17 protein-coding genes are annotated in these 17,285 nt (G+C 72.7%); 4 read left to right on the forward strand and 13 right to left on the reverse strand.

Annotation, left to right across the window (positions count from 1 at the left end):
- Positions 1–49: 49 nt before the first annotated feature.
- From ACFVU9_RS43320 to infC, 12 genes are all read right to left on the reverse strand, one after another.
- The gene (locus tag ACFVU9_RS43320; protein ID WP_380494307.1) at positions 50–1,141 is read right to left on the reverse strand and encodes a sugar ABC transporter substrate-binding protein; all 1,092 of its coding nucleotides are present in this window, start codon (positions 1,139–1,141) and stop codon (positions 50–52) included.
- Positions 1,142–1,390: 249 nt separating this feature from the next.
- The gene (locus ACFVU9_RS43325; RefSeq protein ID WP_387603211.1) at positions 1,391–2,227 is read right to left on the reverse strand and encodes a chitosanase; all 837 of its coding nucleotides are present in this window, start codon (positions 2,225–2,227) and stop codon (positions 1,391–1,393) included.
- Between the two features lie 108 nt (positions 2,228–2,335).
- Positions 2,336–3,316 (reverse strand): hypothetical protein, encoded by a 981-nt coding sequence (locus ACFVU9_RS43330; RefSeq protein WP_387603214.1) that lies wholly within the window; start codon positions 3,314–3,316, stop codon positions 2,336–2,338.
- Positions 3,313–4,242 (reverse strand): ATP-binding cassette domain-containing protein, encoded by a 930-nt coding sequence (locus tag ACFVU9_RS43335; RefSeq protein ID WP_387603217.1) that lies wholly within the window; start codon positions 4,240–4,242, stop codon positions 3,313–3,315. Before ACFVU9_RS43335 ends, ACFVU9_RS43330 begins: the two co-directional genes overlap by 4 nt.
- On the reverse strand, positions 4,239–4,676 hold the full coding sequence (locus ACFVU9_RS43340; RefSeq protein WP_380443575.1) for a GntR family transcriptional regulator: 438 nt from the start codon (positions 4,674–4,676) through the stop codon (positions 4,239–4,241). Before ACFVU9_RS43340 ends, ACFVU9_RS43335 begins: the two co-directional genes overlap by 4 nt.
- 165 nt (positions 4,677–4,841) lie before the next feature.
- Positions 4,842–7,343 (reverse strand): phenylalanine--tRNA ligase subunit beta, encoded by a 2,502-nt coding sequence (pheT, locus tag ACFVU9_RS43345; protein ID WP_387603220.1) that lies wholly within the window; start codon positions 7,341–7,343, stop codon positions 4,842–4,844.
- The gene (gene pheS, locus ACFVU9_RS43350; protein WP_329928694.1) at positions 7,343–8,464 is read right to left on the reverse strand and encodes a phenylalanine--tRNA ligase subunit alpha; all 1,122 of its coding nucleotides are present in this window, start codon (positions 8,462–8,464) and stop codon (positions 7,343–7,345) included. Before pheS ends, pheT begins: the two co-directional genes overlap by 1 nt.
- 241 nt (positions 8,465–8,705) lie before the next feature.
- A complete protein-coding gene (locus ACFVU9_RS43355; RefSeq protein ID WP_380443571.1) occupies positions 8,706–9,809 on the reverse strand; it encodes an ATP-binding protein in 1,104 nt (367 codons plus the stop codon).
- A 108-nt stretch (positions 9,810–9,917) separates the two neighbouring features.
- A complete protein-coding gene (locus ACFVU9_RS43360) occupies positions 9,918–10,784 on the reverse strand; it encodes a TrmH family RNA methyltransferase (RefSeq protein ID WP_380443569.1) in 867 nt (288 codons plus the stop codon).
- 157 nt (positions 10,785–10,941) lie between these two features.
- Entirely contained in the window at positions 10,942–11,337 is a 396-nt protein-coding gene (rplT, locus tag ACFVU9_RS43365; RefSeq protein ID WP_030055649.1) for a 50S ribosomal protein L20, read from the reverse strand.
- Between the two features lie 109 nt (positions 11,338–11,446).
- Positions 11,447–11,641, reverse strand: a complete 195-nt coding sequence (rpmI, locus tag ACFVU9_RS43370) for a 50S ribosomal protein L35 (protein ID WP_030055648.1) — start codon at positions 11,639–11,641, stop codon at positions 11,447–11,449.
- Positions 11,642–11,783: 142 nt separating this feature from the next.
- Positions 11,784–12,521 (reverse strand): translation initiation factor IF-3, encoded by a 738-nt coding sequence (gene infC / locus ACFVU9_RS43375; protein ID WP_387603234.1) that lies wholly within the window; start codon positions 12,519–12,521, stop codon positions 11,784–11,786.
- A 526-nt stretch (positions 12,522–13,047) separates the two neighbouring features.
- On the opposite strand from infC, the gene ACFVU9_RS43380 reads away from it, so the two are divergent.
- Positions 13,048–13,425, forward strand: coding sequence for a DUF1844 domain-containing protein (locus tag ACFVU9_RS43380; RefSeq protein ID WP_387603227.1), 378 nt, complete (start codon positions 13,048–13,050; stop codon positions 13,423–13,425).
- Positions 13,426–13,478: 53 nt separating this feature from the next.
- Here ACFVU9_RS43380 and ACFVU9_RS43385 read toward each other — a convergent pair whose 3' ends face one another.
- Positions 13,479–14,252: an SseB family protein gene (locus tag ACFVU9_RS43385; RefSeq protein ID WP_387603230.1), complete on the reverse strand. Its 774-nt coding sequence runs from the start codon at positions 14,250–14,252 to the stop codon at positions 13,479–13,481.
- 97 nt (positions 14,253–14,349) lie between these two features.
- Between ACFVU9_RS43385 and ACFVU9_RS43390 the strand changes: the two genes are divergently transcribed.
- From ACFVU9_RS43390 to ACFVU9_RS43400, 3 genes are all read left to right on the forward strand, one after another.
- Positions 14,350–15,564 (forward strand): alanine racemase, encoded by a 1,215-nt coding sequence (locus tag ACFVU9_RS43390; RefSeq protein ID WP_380443647.1) that lies wholly within the window; start codon positions 14,350–14,352, stop codon positions 15,562–15,564.
- A 59-nt stretch (positions 15,565–15,623) separates the two neighbouring features.
- Positions 15,624–16,031: a hypothetical protein gene (locus ACFVU9_RS43395; RefSeq protein WP_380443565.1), complete on the forward strand. Its 408-nt coding sequence runs from the start codon at positions 15,624–15,626 to the stop codon at positions 16,029–16,031.
- Between the two features lie 241 nt (positions 16,032–16,272).
- Entirely contained in the window at positions 16,273–17,196 is a 924-nt protein-coding gene (locus ACFVU9_RS43400; protein ID WP_380504741.1) for a lytic polysaccharide monooxygenase, read from the forward strand.
- The last annotated feature ends 89 nt before the right edge of the window (positions 17,197–17,285 follow it).

Raw genomic sequence — 17,285 nt, forward strand, 5'->3', positions numbered from 1 at the left:
GCCGGCACCGGATCTCCGGTGCGGGCGCGCCCCTTTTCCGGCGCTCCGGCTACTGGACCCCGGCCGAGGCGCAGGCCGCCGCGAACTGCTGGGTGCAGATGTCGGCCGCCTTGTAGAGGCCGCCGCCGACCACCGTGGCCTCGACCTTCGCCTTGGTCACCACGATCGGGGTGAGCAGCAGCGAGGGGATCTGCAGCCCGTTGCTGGAGGTGAGGGTGGTCGCGGTCGTGCTGATGTCCATGCCCTCGGCGAGCTGGACGGCGATGCTGCCGGCCGCGTCCGTCTCCGGCTTGTACGGCTTGTAGATGGTGTAGGCCTGCTCGCCGGTGAGGATCCGGCGCACCGCGTCGATGGACGCGTCCTGGCCGCCCACCGGGACGTTCTTGATGCCCGCGGTCTTCAGCGCGTCGATGACGGCGCCGGCCATGCCGTCGTTCCCGGCGTAGACGGCCTGGATGCCGTCCTTCCCGAGGCTCTGGATGGCCTCGTTCATCTTCGCCGTGGCGACGTCGGTCTTCCACTCGCCGGACTGCTCGTAGGCGATCTTCTTGACCTTGCCGTCCAGCACCTGGTGCGCGCCCGCCTTGAACTGCGCGGCGTTGGGGTCGGACTCGGCGCCGTCGATCATCACGACGTTGGCCGAGGAGGCCTTGGAGCCGAGCGCGTCGAGCAGGGACTGGCCCTGGAGCTCGCCGGTGCGCTCGTTGTCGAAGGACACGTACGCGGCGACCTTGCCCTGCGCCAGCCGGTCGTAGGACACGACCTTGATGCCCTTGGCGTTGGCGGCGTCGACCCACGGTGCGGTGACCTTGGCGTCGACCGGGTCGAGCAGGATGACCTTCACGCCCTTGGCGACCAGGTCGTCGAACTGCTTCTTCTGGGTGATCGCCTCGCCGCCCGCGTTGGCGTAGTCGAGGGTGCACTGGGTGCAGAGGCCGGTCACCGTCTGCTGGATCAGCGGCTTGTCGAACGCGTCGTAACGCGTGGAGGAGGCGTTGTCGGGCAGGAGGAGACCGATGGCCTCGCCGCCTCCGCCGGAGGCCGGCTTCTGCGCCGCGCCGGTCTGCCCGCAGGCCGCGAGGGTGAGTGCGAGCGACACGGCGGCCGTGCCCGTGGCCGCGAGACGCATGGCTCTGTTCATGTTCGGTGGTGCCTCCTGTACTGCGCCGCGAACGGTGCGGCAGGGGAGGGAGTCAAGCCCCACCGGGCGAATGCGTCAATAAGGGGAGGAGACTTCGTTATCCCCATGCTCGATTCGTTATGGGATGAACAGGACTTTCACACTTTCGAAGATCGAATTCGGGGTGGATATTGATAATTCAGGGGACTTATTAATTGCGGACGAGGGTGCGGTGGGCCAGGGGGGGATCCCCTCCGGCCCACCGGGGGCTCAGCTCGCTATCGAGTAGCTGTCGCCGTAGACCTTCCAGTGCAGCGGCGGGTTGAGGTCGAAGTTCCCCGCATTGAGGAAGACCGTCTGCTCGGTGTCGACCCTGCTGGTGTCGGAGTGGGCCTCCTCCTTCTTCATGACCACCTTGCGGGCCTCCAGGAAGGCCTTGAGGTAGGTGGCCTCGTCGCCGCCCTGGGCCGGGGTCCTGGCCTTCTTCATGGCCGCGGCGCGAATGCCGCCGAAACTGTCGGACCCGTCTCCGGGGCCGTGCATGACGATGGCGTCGTAGTAGGCGAACTGGCCGAGCGCGCGCAGCCCGTCCGCCTTGGCCCGGCCGACGGCAGGGTTGAAGTACACCCGGTCGCGCTCGTCGTTCTGGGCCTGCTGGAAGACCGGGTCCTTGGCGGCGGCGGCCCAGTCCTTGACGAACGGGGTGCCGAGACCGGCGTGCGACGCGCTGCCGTTGACCTTCTTCAGCGCCGACAGGTACTTGGCGAGGACGTTGCCGGGCTTGAGCGCGGTGTAGTGCTGGACGAGGTCGAGCATGTCGCCCGTGCCGGAGCAGAACCCGATGATGCCGGCGGTGTAGCCGCGCCCGTCACCGATGTCCTCGATGTACTTGTACTGGGCCTTCCAGTCCAGCGAGGAGTTCTCCGCACTCGACACCAACTGCATCGCGATGTCCTTCTTGTGCGGGTCGTCGAGTCCGACTCCCTTGAGCCGGACGGCCGCCGTCGGCGCGGCGCCGGCCGCACCGGCGGAGACGACCACGGCGGGTGCGGCCACCAGGACGGCGGCGAGGGCGATGCCGAGGGCGCGGCGGGGCTGAGGACGCATGTGCACGCTCCGTTTCCCGTGGGGGTTAGGAAACTTTCCTAACGAGAAATTAGCGCCCAACAGCCCCGCTGCCGCAAGGGTTTTGACACACCCTCCTCAACTTCTCCGTCAGACGGCCCGGCGGCGCACCCACCACACCGCCGCCGCGCAGGCCGCGATCCCCAGGGCCAGCATCCAGCCGGCCTCGATGAACTGGAACGGCCAGAAGCGGTCCGCCGGCTGGTACACCTGGTGCGCGGTGTAGCCGCCGTCGCGCACCATCGCCTGGAGGTGGGCGAAGTCGCCGCCGCGGTCGTAGAACTCGCCCGTGCCGATCCGGTTCCCGGCCGGGTCCGAGTACCAGACGTCCAGCACCCAGCGCCCGTCCAGCGAGAGCGGCGTCATCGTGTGCACGGCCTCCTCCAGGGGTGGCCGGTAGTGCGTCCGGAACGCCTGGGCGACGAAGGGCAGGGCCACGGAGCCCGCGAGCCCGACGCCCACCGCCACCACCGTGCGGCGCAGCACCGCGCCCGCGAGCACGGCCAGCCCGAAGGTCAGCAGCACCCGGCCGGCCATCACCGGCCAGGTCTGCATGAAGATGTCCGGGTTGAACTGCCCCGCCTCGCGGACCAGCGGCTCGCTCCACCACCGTTGCACCACCCCGAACAGCGCGGCCACGACCACGACGGCGCCGCCGACCACGGTCACCGCGCCGACCGTCCAGCGGGAGCGTCCGGCGCCCTGGGTCCACGCGAAGCGGACCGTGCCGTGCTCGAACTCCCTCGCCAGCAGCGGTCCCCCGGCGAAGGCGCCGAACCCGCCGCCGAGCACGTAGAGCACCCCGTCGAGGGTCTGCAACGGCATGCCGTACTGGTGGATGAACTGCTTGTACGTGGCCAGGCACGCGACGGTGTCCGGGTCGCAGGAGTCGGCCCCGAGGCGGTGCAGGCCGGCGTGGACGTACCAGCCGTGCAGCAGCATCGCGACGGACAGCGCCGCCATCACGCCGACCAGGGTCAGCACGGCCGTGCGGTGGCGGATGGCGGCGGCGCGCAGGACGGCGCTGCGGCGCGGCGAGGCGGTGGCCGCACCAAGGGCGATTGCGCTCACGACTGCAGGACCTTCTCGTTCGGACGGACGGCCCCGCGCGGGCCGGGGAGGGCGGAGGCGGCCGGCTCGCGCAGGTAGGCGATCACCAACTCCTCCAGGCCGACGCGCTGTTGGCGCCAGCCGTCGGAGACCGGGGCGTCCAGGCCGCCGGTGCGTACCAGCAGGTGGGACTGGACGCCGGCCCGGCGGTCGCGGACCACCGGCAGCCGCCCGGCGACCGCGTCGGCCTCGGCGGTCGGGCCGGTGAGCATCCGGTGGCCAGCCACCAGGTCGTCCACCTCCCCCGCCACCTGGACCCGGCCGCCGCCGAGCACCACCAGGTAGTCGCAGCTCTGCTCCAGCTCGTTGACGGCGTGCGAGGAGAAGACCACCGAGAGGCCGTCCTCGGCCACGGCGGTCAGCAGCACGGCCATGAAGTCGTGCCGGGCGAGCGGGTCGAGCGCGGCCAACGGCTCGTCCAGGAGCAGGAGTTCGGGCCGCTTGGCGAGCGCCAGGGCGAGCGAGACCTGGGCCTGCTGGCCGCCGGAAAGGCGCCCGTACTTGCGGTCCAGGGGGATGCCGAGGCCCTCCAGGTGGGTGCGCGCCCGGTCGGCGTCCCAGCGGCGGTTGAGGTGACGGCCCATCGCGAGCAGGTCGCGCACGCGCAGGCCCGGGTAGAGCGCGGCGTTCTGGGCCACGAAGCCGATCCGGTCCAACGCCTCCGGAGAGCCGGGGAGTTGGCCGCCGAGGACGGTCATCGCGCCCGCACTGGGCAGGGTGAGGCCGGCCGCCAGGCCGAGCAGCGTGGTCTTGCCGGCGCCGTTCGGGCCGACCAGGGCCACGACGCGCCCGGCCGGGACGGCGAGGTTGCAGTCCCGCAGCGCCCAGGAGCGGCGGTAGCGCTTGCCCAGCCCGCCGCAGTCGATCACCGTGTCGGCGGCCGTCACGCCACCACCCCGTCCCGGCCTTCACGCAGGTCGCGCAGCGCGTCCTCGAACACCGCGGCCATCCCCCCCTCGTCCAGCCCGGCGGCCCGCGCCGAGCGCATCCAGTCCAGCAACCCCCGCCGCAGCGCCGCCCGTTCGCGCAGCGGCACCACCCCGGCGGGAAGCCCGCGCACGAACGTGCCCTGCCCGCGGCGGCCCGCCGCGAGCCCCCGGTGCTCCAGCTCCCGGTACGCCTTCAGCACGGTGTTGGGGTTGATCGCCAGCCCCGCCACCACCTCCCGCACCCGGGGCAGCCGGTCCCCCTCCGTCAACCAGCCCATGCGCAGCGCCTGTTCGACCTGCTGCACGAGCTGGAGGTAGGTCGGGACGCCGGAGGCCGGGTCGAGGCGGAACTCGATCGGCGAGGGCTGGTCATCGGCTTTATCTACTTCCATAGGTAAAGAGATAAGCGACGGGGTGATCGATCGTCAAGTCGGGAGGCTGGGAGAACCGGGAAGGCAGGGAGAGCGGGGAGAGCCGGCAGGCCCGCCGGGGAAACGCGAGAGGGCCCCGCCCCGGACCTCGCGGTCCAGGACGGGGCCCTCTCGGGCGCTGCGGGATCAGGCCCCGCGCAGCACCGCTCCCGTACGGGTGACGGCCTCGGCGACGGCGGCCTCGCGGGCGGCCGTGGCCTCGTCGGCGGTCAGGGTGCGGTCGGCGGCGCGGAAGCGCAGCGCGTAGGCCAGCGACTTCTTGCCCTCGCCGACCTGCTCGCCGGTGAAGACGTCGAACAGCCGGATGGCCTCCAGCAGTTCGCCCGCGCCGGTGCGCAGCGCGGCCTCCACGTCGGCGGCCGGGACGGCCGTGTCGACGATCAGCGCGACGTCCTGCGTCGCCACCGGGAAGCCGGAGACGGCCGGGCCGCTGACCTTCTCGGCGCCGTCGGCGGTGAGCAGGTCGACGTCGATCTCCATCGCGGCCGTGCGGGCCGGCAGGCCGAGCGCCTTGACGACGCGCGGGTGCAGCTCACCGGCGTGGCCGACGACCCGGTCGGTGCCCGCGACGACGAGCTCGGCGCAGCGGCCCGGGTGCCAGGGCGCCAGCTGGCCCTGGCGCACGGTCAGCTCGACGCCGGCCGCGCGGGCCACCGTGCGGGCCGCCTCGACGGCGTCCGCCCAGGAGGCCTGGGCGCCGGCGCCCCACCAGCCGGAGGGCATCCGCTCGCCCGCGAGGGCGACGGCGACCCGGCGCGGCTGGTCCGGCAGCGCGGCGTCCAGCGCGGCCAGCTCCTCGTCGCTCGGGCGCCGGTCGACGGCCGGGCGCGGGGCCACGGCCGGCTCGTCCTTGGGCAGGAAGACCGTGCCGGTCTCGTAGACCGCCAGGTCGGTGTTGCCGCGGCCGACGTTGCGGCGCAGCGCCCCGAGCAGGCCCGGCAGCAGCGTGGTGCGCAGCGCCGGCTCCTCGTCGTTGAGCGGGTTGACCAGCTTGACGGTCCGGCGGCGGCGGTCGTCCGCCTCCAGGCCGAGCGCCTCGAAGGCGGGCTCGCCGAGGAAGGGGTAGTTGTTGACCTCGATGTAGCCGGCCCCGGCCAGCGCGACGCCGATCCGGCGGTGGACGCGCTGGGCCTCGGTCAGGCCCTTGCCCGGCGGCACGTTCGGCATCCGGGCGGGGACGTTGTCGTAGCCCTCCAGCCGGATGACCTCCTCCGCGAGGTCGTACGGGTCGGTGAGGTCGGGGCGCCAGGTCGGCGGGGTGACCTCCAGGACGTCGGCGCCCGCGACCGAGCAGCCGATCTCCTGCAGGCGCCGGGTGACGGTCTCGCGGCCGTACGCGGTGCCGGCGACCCGGTCGGGCAGGTCCGCGGCGATGGTGATGGTGCGCACCGGGTGCGGCGCGGCGATGTCGGTGACCCCGGCCTCGGCGGTGCCGCCGGCGATCAGGACCAGCAGGTCGACGGCGCGCTGCGCGGCGGCGCGGGCGGCCTCCGGGTCGACGCCGCGCTCGAAGCGCTTGGACGCCTCGGAGGGCAGCTTGTGCCGCTTGGCGGAGCGGGCGATGGCGACCGGGTCGAAGTGCGCCGCCTCGATGATCACCTCGGTGGTGCCCGGACCGGCGGCCGGGTCGAGGATCTCGGTGGAGGCGCCGCCCATGACGCCGGCCAGGCCGATCGGGCCGCTGTTGTCGCAGATCAGCAGGTCCTCGGCGGCGAGCCTTCGCTTGACGCCGTCCAGGGTGGTGAGGATCTCGCCCTCGGCCGCCCGGCGGACCGTGATCGGGCCGTCCACGCGCTGCTTGTCGTAGGCGTGCAGCGGCTGGCCGACCTCCAGCATCACGTAGTTGGTGATGTCGACGGTCAGCGAGATCGGGCGGATGCCGGCCTTCTGGAGGCGGCGCTGCAGCCAGATCGGGGACTTGGCGTTCGGGTCCACGCCGACGACCGTGCGGGCCACGAAGCGGTCGCAGCCGGCCGGGTCGTTGACCTTGACCAGGTAGCCGAAGGAGTTCGCCGGCGGCACGTCGAGCAGCGCCGGGTCGGCCAGCGGCAGCCCGTACGCGGCGGCGGCCTCGCGGGCCACGCCGCGCATGGACAGGCAGTAGCCGCGGTCCGGGGTGACGGCGATGTCGAGCACCTCGTCGACGAGCTGGAGCAGCTCGATCGCGTCGGTGCCCGGCTCGAACTCCGGCGGGAGCACGATGATGCCCGCGTGGTCGTCGCCCATGCCGAGCTCGCGCGCGGAGCAGATCATGCCGGCCGAGGTGTGGCCGTAGGTCTGGCGGGCCGCGATCGGGAACGGGCCGGGCAGCACGGCGCCCGGGAGCACGACCACGACCTTGTCGCCGACCGCGAAGTTGGTCGCGCCGCAGACGATCTCCTGCGGCGCGCCGGTGCCGTTGGCGTCGCCGACGTTGACGAAGCAGTGCCGGATCGGCTTCTTGAAGCCGGACAGCTCCTCGATGGAGAGCACCTCGCCGACCACCAGCGGGCCCTTGAGGTCGCCGCCGAGCTGCTCGACGGTCTCGACCTCCAGGCCGGCCCGGACCAGGCGCTCGGCGACGTCGCGACCGGTCTCGCCGGCCGGCAGGTCGACGTACTCGCGCAGCCAGGAAAGCGGGACGCGCATCAGATCTCCATCCCGAACGGGAGGGTGAAGCGCACGTCACCCTCGACCATGTCGCGCATGTCGGCGACGTTGTGACGATTCATCAGGATCCGCTCCAGGCCCAGGCCGAAGGCGAACCCGCTGTAGCGGTTCGGGTCGACGCCGCAGGCCACCAGCACGCGCGGGTTGACCACGCCGCAGCCGCCGAGCTCGATCCAGCCCTCGGAGGAGCAGGTGCGGCACGGGCGGTCCGGGTTGCCGACGCTCTCGCCGCGGCACACGAAGCACTGCAGGTCGATCTCGGCGCTCGGCTCGGTGAACGGGAAGTACGAGGGGCGCCAGCGCAGTTCCAGGCCGGTGCCGATCAGCTTCTCGACCAGCACCTCGATGGTGCCCTTGAGGTCGGCGAAGGTGATGCCCTCGTCCACCGCGAGGCCCTCGACCTGGCGGAAGACCGGGGTGTGGGTGGCGTCCAGCTCGTCCGTGCGGTAGACCCGGCCCGGGCACACGACGTAGACGGGGGGCTCGCGGTCGAGCATGGTGCGGGCCTGGACCGGGGAGGTCTGGGTGCGCAGCACCACGCCGGAGTCGGCGGAGCCGTCCGGGGCCTGGACGAAGAAGGTGTCCTGCATCGAGCGGGCCGGGTGGTCCGGGCCCAGGTTGAGGGCGTCGAAGTTGAGCCACTCGGCCTCGACCTCGGGGCCCTCGGCGACCTGGTAGCCCATCGCGACGAAGGTGTCCTCGATGCGCTCGGCCAGCGTGGTCAGCGGGTGGCGGGCGCCGCGCGGGGTGCGGTCGTAGGGCAGCGTGACGTCCACCGCCTCCTCGACCAGCACGCGGGCGTCGCGCTCCGCCTCCAGCTCGGCCTGCCGCTTGGCGAGGGCCTGGTTGACGGCGCCGCGGGCCTGGCCGATCAGCTTGCCTGCGGCGGCCTTGGCGTGCGGGGGCAGGGCGCCGATCTCGCGGTTGGCGAGGGAGAGCGCGGAGCGGTCGCCGGTGTGGGCGACCTTGGCCTGCTTCAGCTCGTCGAGCGTGGTGGCGGCGGCGAAGGCGGCGACGGCCTCGTCCCGCGCCTGCTCCACCACCTCGGGCTTGAGGGCCTCGACCTCGACCGGGTCGTACGACTTGTTGGGTGCCGACATCTCTATCTTCCCGTGCTCCTGCTCGTCCGTGCTCAGGTGATTGGGCTCGCCTTCGCGTCACGCCCGGCGTGGCCGGGGCACGGGCAGCCGATCTCCGTTCACGGGAAGGGATGTCCGCGGCACGGCCGCGCAGGGCGTTGCGCAACGCCAAAGGTCGAGTGTAGTCGCAGCGCGTTGCGCGGCTGCCGTCAAGCCCGTCCGGACCCGACCACAGCATGCTGTGTTCGTCGTTCATGCTCTTTCAGAGCATGAAGTCGGGCACCCCGGCGGGCAGGATAAATCGGAACCGGGCACCGCCGCCGGGCGCGCGGTCGACGCGGATCGAGCCGCCGTGGGCCTCCACGATGCCCTTGACGATGTAGAGGCCGAGGCCGGTGCCGCCGCGCTTGGAGCCGCGCCAGAAGCGGGTGAAGACGCGCGGCATCGACTCCTCGGGGATGCCGCTGCCTTCGTCGCTCACGGTGACCGCTGTGCCTTCCACGATGCGGGGCGGGGTGCCGGAGCGCTCCCAGACGGGTGCCTCGACGACCTCCTTGGCCGGTGCCACCTCGATCGTGACAGTTCCCTCGCCGTGCCGCACCGCATTTTCCAGCAGGTTGGCGAGCACCTGGTCGACCTTGTCCGGGTCCGCCCACAGCACGGTCAGCGGCTCGGTGATCCGGACGTCGAAGCGCTCCTCGGGGATGCCGGTGGCGACCTTGCGCTCGACGTGTCGGCGCACCGCCGCGGCCACGTCCACGACCTGCTTGCGCAGCTCCAGCCGGCCCGCGTCGATCCGCGAGATGTCCAGCAGCTCGGCGATCAGCCGGGTGACCCGGTCCGCGTCGGCGTCGACGGTCTCCAGCATCAGCCGCTTCTGCCCGTCGGTGAACCGCTCCCACTTGGCCAGCAGCGTCGCGGTGAAGCCCTTGACGCTGGTCAGCGGCGAGCGCAGCTCGTGCGCGACGGTGGCGATCAGCTCGGCGTGGCTGCGCTCGGTGCGCCGGCGGTCCTCGGTGCCGCGCAGGGCGATCACCAGGCGCTCCAGGGGCCCCAGCGGCACGGCCCGCACGTAGCGGGCGGAGACCAGCACCTCCCGGCCGCCGGGCAGCAGCAGGTTGCGCTCGGGCTGGCCGGTGCGGATCGCGAGGCCGCCGTACGGGTCGGTCAGCTGCCACCAGCGGCGCCCGTCGAGGTCCTCCAGCGGGAGGACGTCGTCCAGGGCGCTGCCCAGCGCGGCCTCCGGGGGCACGCCGGTGATCCGGGCCGCGGCCCGGTTGAAGCGGACCACCCGGCCGAGCGCGTCGGCGACCACCAGGCCGTCCGGCAGGTCGTCCGGGTCGAGCTCGGGCCCGTTGCCGACCATGGGTGTCCTCCCCGATTACCCACCGTGCCGTTCCCCCCACCGAGGCAGACCCTAGCGCCTCCATGCCCCCGGTAGTAGGGCCTGGCGGGTGGATCGTGCGGGGTGCCGTCAGCCGTTCGAGCGACAGCCGCCGGGCCCGCGCTGCGCCCGGGCCGAGGCGTAGAGGCAGACGGCCGCGGCGGTGGCCAGGTTGAGGCTCTCGGCGTGTCCGTGGATCGGCACGCGCACGACCTCGTCGGTGAGCGCGCGGGTCTCTTCCGGGAGCCCCCACGCCTCGTTGCCGAACACCCATGCGCCGGGTGCGCCCAGGGTGCCCTCGTCGAGCTCCTGGTCGAGGTCCCGCTCCCCCGCACCGTCGGCGGCGAGCACCCGGATCCCGGCCGCGCGCAGCTGCCCGACGGCCTCCTCGACCGGCACGCCGACGGCGACCGGCAGGTGGAACAGGCTGCCGACGGAGGCCCGGACGGCCTTCGGGTTGTACAGGTCCACGGAGGCGTCGGTGAGCACCACGGCGTCCGCGCCGGCCGCGTCGGCGGTGCGCAGCACGGTGCCGGCGTTCCCGGGGTCGCGCACGTGGGCGAGGATCGCGACGAGCTTCGGGCGGGCCGCCAGGACGTCGGCGAACGGGGTGTCGATGAAGCGGCAGAGCGCGACGATGCCCTGCGGGGTCACCGTGTCGCAGATCCCGGCGATCACCTCGTCGGTCGCGGTCAGCACCGCGAGCCCCTCGTCCAGCGCGGACTCCACGATCCCGGCGTGCCGCTCGGCGGCCTCCGGGGTCACGTACACCTCGACCACCGCGTGCTCGCCCGAGCCCGGCAGCCGGCCGTACGCGACGGCCTCCCGGACGGCCTGCGGGCCCTCGGCCAGGAAGCGGCGCTCCTTGGTGCGCTGGTTCCGCTTGGCGAGCCGGCGGGCGGCGACGACGCGCGGCGAGCGCAGGGAGGTCAGCAGGGGGGTGTCGGTGCTCGGCATGGTCTCGTTCTCTGGGGCTCTGTGAAGGGGGCGCTGAGGGACGGGGGCGCTGAGGGACGTGCGCCGAGGGACGCGGCGCCGAAGGACGGGGAAAACGCAGAACCGGACCCGCAGGAGAGCCTGCGGGTCCGGTCGGAGCTCAACCGATCCTGGAGGATCAGGCGGCGTCGGCGGCGGCCTTCGGGGCGTTCACGTCGGCCGGCAGCGCCTTCTGGGCGACCTCGACCAGGGAGGCGAACGCACCCGGGTCGTTGACGGCCAGGTCGGCCAGCATCTTGCGGTCGATCTCGACGCTGGCGGCCTTCAGGCCCTGCACGAAGCGGTTGTAGGTGATGCCGTTGGCACGGGCCGCAGCGTTGATGCGCTGGATCCACAGCTGACGGAAGTCGCCCTTGCGCTTCTTGCGGTCGTTGAAGTTGTAGACCAGCGAGTGGGTGACCTGCTCCTTGGCCTTGCGGTACAGGCGCGAGCGCTGGCCACGGTAGCCGCTGGCGCGCTCCAGGATGACCCGGCGCTTCTTGTGGGCGTTGACTGCCCGCTTGACGCGTGCCACTTGATTACTCCTTGGGTTGGACCACGGACTACTTCACGCGGTCCGTCATTCGAATGGGTCGGGAAGGATCAGCTGCCCCGCACACGGCTCGCGCCGGGCGGGAGGGCGATCACTTGCCGAGAAGCTTCTTGATCTTCTTGGCGTCAGCGGGGGCCAGCTCGACGGTCCCGGCCAGCTTGCGGGTCAGCGTCGAGGGCTTGTGCTCCAGGAGGTGGCGGCGACCGGCGCGCTCGCGCAGCACCTTGCCAGAGCCACTGATCTTGAAGCGCTTGCTGGCGCCACTGTGCGTCTTCTGCTTCGGCATTTCGCCGTATCTCCTCGTCGGTCCCGTCCACGCCCGCGCGGTGTGCGCCACGCGGGCGTGAACTGGATGGATCTGCGGTGACCGGGCGGGGCGCCCCGTCACCGTGGTGGGCCGGTCTCCCGAGCGCCCTGGCCGTGAAGGCTCAGGCGTCCTGGGAGGCCTCGGCCGGCTGCTCGACCTCGGCAGCGGCCTCGACGTCGGCCTCGACGGCCTCCGCTTCGGCGGCCTCCGCCTCGGCAGCGGCGTTCTCGGCCTCAAGCGCCGCGTCCTCGTCCTCGTCCGCGGCGGCGTCGGAGCCGGCGGTCCGGCCCAGTCGCTCGGCCTTGCGGGCGTCCGCGAGGGCGCGGGCCTCGGCCATCGCCTCGGTCTTCTTCTTGTGCGGGCCAAGAACCATGATCATGTTCCGGCCGTCCTGCTTCGGCGAGGACTCGACGAAGCCCAGGTCCTGGACGTCGTCGGCGAGCCGCTGCAGCAGACGGAAGCCCAGCTCGGGGCGGGACTGCTCACGACCGCGGAACATGATCGTGATCTTGACCTTGTCGCCCTGCTTGAGGAACCGGACGACGTGACCCTTCTTGGTGTCATAGTCGTGCGGGTCGATCTTCGGCCGGAGCTTCATCTCCTTGATGACCGTGTGCGCCTGGTTCTTGCGCGCCTCACGGGCCTTCATGGCCGACTCGTACTTGAACTTGCCGTAGTCCATGAGCTTGCACACCGGCGGCCGGGCGGTCGCCGCGACCTCGACCAGGTCGAGGTCGTACTCCTGCGCGAGCTCCAGCGCCTTGGCAAGCGGCACGATGCCGACCTGCTCGCCGCTGGGACCGACGAGTCGCACCTCCGGAACGCGAATCCGGTCGTTGATGCGGGGCTCGGTGCTGATGGGGCCTCCTCGGTTGCACCTTCTGCGATGCGGCCGTCGGACGGCGGTCGCACGTAGTGGACTCGACCACTGGGCGGGGCTTCATTCGTGCTGCGCTGCCCGGCACCTGCTCGGCACCATCTGCACCCGCGACACGAAAAAAGCCCCGCTCGGTACAAGCGGGGCTCCACACAATCCGGGGGCGGCACCCGGTGAGGGGCGCTGCGGCGACTCGGCGCCGTGGCGCCCGTCGCGGACCGGGACCCGTCGACCGCGAGGCCGACCAGGTGGGAGACTGTCGCGGTTGCCCTCTCGGGCCTCCTGGGTGGAGCCTCCACTTGCTGGCCGGGTGCCCATGCGGGATCCCGGCCGGTCAGTCTCGAAGCATACAGCGCCGGAAGGTCGAACGCCATTCCGCCCCGGCACACCCCGCGTTTCCGCGCTTTTCCGCGCCTTCCACGCGCGCGCACCGCACTTTTCGGCGCATTCCGGGGCCCTTGTACGCTCCAGGTGTACACGGACACCGGCACGACGGAACGAGCCCCCCTTGAGCAGCGAGCCCACCCAGAACCCCGGCGCGGACGACGACGCGATCGGCTTCGACGACCTGACCCGGGACATCGCCGAGGTCCCCGCCGTCGAGGTGATCACCACCGTCGCCGTGCACCTGATGAGCGCCGCGGCCGTCAAGTGCGGCCTCGCCGAGGGCGGCGACAAGGACAAGGACCTCGACGAGGCCCGCAAGCTGATCACCGCGCTCGCCGGACTGGTCACCGCCGGCGCCCCGGAGATCAGCAACTTCCACGCCGCCCCGCTGCGCGACGGCCTGCGCTCGCTGCAGCTGGCCTTCCGCGAGGCCTCCATCGTGCCGGACGCGCCGGGCACCGGGCCGGGCGAGAAGTTCACGGGGCCGGTCTACTCCTGAGCGGTTCTCCCGGGGAGCACCTACCAACGTTGGTAGGTGCTCCCCGTTCGTTTCTACCGCCGGTACAGCGGCTCCCCCGGCAGCTGCGCGCTCGCCGGCAGCACCGCCAGGTCCAGGCCGCGGTCCAGCCGGACGCGGAGCACCGGGTCCGCCGCCACCGCGCGGCCGACCCGCCGGGCCGCCTCCTGCACGCCCGCCTGGTCGAGCTCCGGGTCGAACACCACCGCGAGCACCCCGTCCGAGCCGTCCCCGGGGCCCAGCAGGCCGGACACCACCTGCGGCTGGTCCGCCAGCAGCGCCCGCACCGCCTCGCGCACCTCGGGGTCGCGCAGCGGCGGCAGATACGGCCGGTTCTCGGCGAGCGCACGAAGGCGGGCGCCGGTCAGCTGGTACGGCACCGGGCCCGCCGGGTCGATCAGCAGGGTGTCGGCCTTCTCGGAGTACGCGACCATCGCCGCCTGCGGGGCCGCCACCGGCGCCGGGCGGGCGTCGGCGCGCCAGCGGGCCAGCGTCTCCAGCGACGTGAACGCCGGCAGCGCGCGGCGCCCGTCCGGGGCCTCCAGCACCGGCACCGCCATGTCGCTGGTCTTGTCGTGCTTGTGCCCGTGCTCGTCCACCTCGACCTCGCCGAGCAGGGCGACGATCGGGACCATCAGCCGGGTCGGGGTGAGCGCCGCCAGCACCTCGGGCTCGGCCGAGCGGTCCTGCGACCAGCGGGCGAGCGCCGCGGTCAGCGCCGCGTCCGCCGTGCCGTCGTCGTCGCCGAAGCCGGGGTTCGGGATGGTCTTGCCGACGAACGCCGGGTTGGAGAAGTCTTTGCGGTCCACCCGGCCGACCCTATGCCACCCCGTCCCGGGAGCCGCACAAATCCGCACGCGCCCCCTACCCACGGGTAGCCGGGTGTGGCAGCCTGCGCACATGGTGATGCTCGAACCCGCTCCCAGCGCCACCCCGGTCTCCGACCGCGCCCGGTACGACCGGGCCACCGCACACCTGGACGGGCCGGTCGCCGTCGTCGACCTCGCCGCCTTCGACGCCAACGCCGCCGACCTCGTGCGCCGCGCGGGCGGCAAGCCGATCCGGGTCGCCAGCAAGTCGCTGCGCTGCCGCGCCCTGCTGGAACGCGCGCTCGCCACCGACGGCTTCGCCGGGGTGATGAGCTTCACCCTCGACGAGTCGCTCTGGCTCGCCCGCACCGGCCTGCGCGACGTCCTGCTCGCCTACCCCTCCGCCGACCGCGACGGCTTCGCCGCGCTGACCGCCGACCCGGAGCTCGCCCGCGAGGTCACCGTCGTCCTTGACGACCCCGCCCAGCTCGACCTGATCGACAAGGCCCGCGCCGGCGACGCCGAGGTCCGGGTCTGCCTGGAGCTCGACACCGCGCTGCACCTGCTCGGCGGACGCGTCCGGATCGGCGCCCGCCGCTCGCCGCTGCGCACCCCCGAGGACCTCGGCGCCTTCGCCGAGGCCGTCCAGCGCCGCCCGGGCTTCCGGGTCGTAGGCCTGATGGCGTACGAGGGGCACGTCGCCGGGGTCGGCGACCGGGTGCCCGGACGGCCGGTGCGCTCACGGGTGATCCGGCTCATGCAGGCCAAGGCCCGCACCGAACTGGCCGAGCGGCGCGCGGCCGCGGTCCGGCGGCTGCGGCAGGTCGCCGAGCTGGAGTTCGTCAACGGCGGCGGCACCGGCAGCGTGGAGAGCACGGTGGCCGAGCGCGCCGTCACCGAGGTCGCGGCCGGCTCCGGGCTCTACCTGCCCCGGCTGTTCGACAACTACCGCTCGTTCGACGGCCGTCCGGCCGCACTCTTCGGCCAGCCGGTCGTCCGGCGGCCCGGCGTCGGCGTGGTGACCGTCCTCGGCGGCGGCTACGCAGCCTCCGGCCCGGCCGGCCCCGACCGCTCCCCGACCCCGTATCTGCCCGAGGGCCTGCGCTACGACCCGACGGAGGGCGCGGGCGAGGTCCAGACCCCGCTGCTCGGCGCCGCTGCGGACGACCTGCTGATCGGCGACCGGGTCTGGTTCCGGCACGCCAAGGCGGGCGAACTGTGCGAACGCTTCGCCGAGCTGCACCTGATCGAGGGCGACCGGGTCGTCCGGACCGTCCCGACGTACCGGGGCGAGGGGAAGACGTTCCTCTGACGCTTCGTCCGGTTCTGCCCTACGGTGGTGCCGAGATTGGGCGACGACAAGGGAGCGGCATGGACGCCGAGATCACTGAGATTGCGACGAGGGGCGCGACCGTCCTGGCCGGCCTCATGGTCACATCGGCCTGGGACCGGGTCAAGCCGCGCGTTGCCGCGATGTTCGGCCGCAAGGCGGAGTCGGTCGCCGAGGAGCTGGACGAGACCCAGGCCGAGCTGGTCTCGGCGCAGGAGGGCGACAGCGAGTCCGCCGCCCGGAGCGCGCAGGGCGAGTGGGAGCCGAAGCTGCGCCGACTGCTGGCGAACGACCCGGCCATGGTCACTCAACTCGTCGCAATCCTCGACGAGTTCGCTCCGAGGCAGGACGACCAGGCAGCCAACGTGACGATCATCAACAACACGATCAAGGATGGGAACCACCAGAACGTGATCCAGGCCGGCTTCTACAACGACCGGACCCGCTGACCTTTCCGCAGCCTTAAGCAGGCCCGATGGAACGCCTAACCCCGGTGTCCCGTCGGGCCTTTGTGCTGCTCGGGGCCATACAGTCCGTCAATAACCGCATGACGCAGAGCTATTGCCATCTGGTCCAGACCAATCCTACGCTCTGCCCGGGGGTCCGCGATCCGGGCCGCGGCTCCCGAACGGGCAGGCGTGTCCGCTCCCCCACACCCGCCCGGAACGACGGTCGAGGAGTCCCCACCCCATGTCCATCAAGCGAAGTGCCCTGTCCGTCGGCGCCGTCGGCGCCGCGGTCCTCGCGATGGCGGCGGCCACCGCCGGCACCGCCAGTGCCCACGGCACGATGACCGGGCCCGTCAGCCGGGTCGCGGCCTGCTACGCCGAGGGTCCCGAGCACCCCGTCTCCCAGGTCTGCAAGGACCTCGTCGCGGCGAGCGGCACCCAGCCGCTCTACGACTGGAACGAGGTCAACATCGCCAACGCCAACGGCAACCACCAGGCGCTGATCCCGGACGGCAAGCTCTGCTCGGCCAACCGCGACAAGTACCAGGCCCTGGACTGGCCGCGCACCGACTGGCCGGCCACCGCCGTCGCCGCGGGCGCCTTCACCTTCCAGTTCCGCACCACCGCGCCGCACGTCGGCACCCAGACCGTCTACATCACCAAGGAGGGCTACGACCCCACGAAGCCCCTCAAGTGGTCCGACCTCGACCCGACGCCGGTGGCCCAGGTGCAGGTCGACCGCACCGCCACCAACGGGTACTACACCTACCCGGGCACGCTGCCGCAGCGCACCGGCCGCCAGCTGCTGTACATGATCTGGCAGCGCAGCGACAGCCCGGAGGCGTTCTACAGCTGCTCGGACGTCGACTTCGGCAAGCCCGCCGCGGCCGGCGGCGCCCCGGTGTCCGCGCTCGCGGCGCAGGCCCCGGCCGCGCCGAGCGACGCGCAGATCGCCGCGGACGCCCCGAAGTCCACGGTCGCCCACCACGGTCACGGCGGCGACCCCAACTCCCCGGCCGGTCTCGTGGTGCCGACCGCCTCCGCGGCCGTCGGCACGTCGGCCACCGGTCCGCTGCTGCTCGCCGGCGCGGCGGCGATCAGCGTCGGCTGGGCCGGCATGGTGCTCCGGCGCCGTCGTGTCGAGGCTGTTCGACGCGACTCCTGAGGGCCGGATGCGGGGCCGGACCGGCCCACCCCCGTCCGGTCCGGCTCCCCGCGTGCGAAGTGAGCGAACGACGGCGGCCCACCCGGAGG

The organism is Kitasatospora sp. NPDC057936 (assembly GCF_042887525.1).
Lineage (GTDB): Bacteria > Actinomycetota > Actinomycetes > Streptomycetales > Streptomycetaceae > Kitasatospora.

What these genes read in the sequence shown, in the direction of transcription:
- ACFVU9_RS43320 (WP_380494307.1), bottom strand. Translation starts at nt 1,141, where the DNA reads ATGAACAGAGCCATGCGTCTCGCGGCCACGGGCACGGCCGCCGTGTCG.
- ACFVU9_RS43325 (WP_387603211.1), bottom strand. Translation starts at nt 2,227, where the DNA reads ATGCGTCCTCAGCCCCGCCGCGCCCTCGGCATCGCCCTCGCCGCCGTC.
- ACFVU9_RS43340 (WP_380443575.1), bottom strand. Translation starts at nt 4,676, where the DNA reads ATGGAAGTAGATAAAGCCGATGACCAGCCCTCGCCGATCGAGTTCCGC.
- pheT (WP_387603220.1), bottom strand. Translation starts at nt 7,343, where the DNA reads ATGCGCGTCCCGCTTTCCTGGCTGCGCGAGTACGTCGACCTGCCGGCC.
- pheS (WP_329928694.1), bottom strand. Translation starts at nt 8,464, where the DNA reads ATGTCGGCACCCAACAAGTCGTACGACCCGGTCGAGGTCGAGGCCCTC.
- ACFVU9_RS43355 (WP_380443571.1), bottom strand. Translation starts at nt 9,809, where the DNA reads ATGGTCGGCAACGGGCCCGAGCTCGACCCGGACGACCTGCCGGACGGC.
- ACFVU9_RS43360 (WP_380443569.1), bottom strand. Translation starts at nt 10,784, where the DNA reads ATGCCGAGCACCGACACCCCCCTGCTGACCTCCCTGCGCTCGCCGCGC.
- rpmI (WP_030055648.1), bottom strand. Translation starts at nt 11,641, where the DNA reads ATGCCGAAGCAGAAGACGCACAGTGGCGCCAGCAAGCGCTTCAAGATC.
- ACFVU9_RS43390 (WP_380443647.1), top strand. Translation starts at nt 14,350, where the DNA reads ATGCTCGAACCCGCTCCCAGCGCCACCCCGGTCTCCGACCGCGCCCGG.
- ACFVU9_RS43395 (WP_380443565.1), top strand. Translation starts at nt 15,624, where the DNA reads ATGGACGCCGAGATCACTGAGATTGCGACGAGGGGCGCGACCGTCCTG.
- ACFVU9_RS43400 (WP_380504741.1), top strand. Translation starts at nt 16,273, where the DNA reads ATGTCCATCAAGCGAAGTGCCCTGTCCGTCGGCGCCGTCGGCGCCGCG.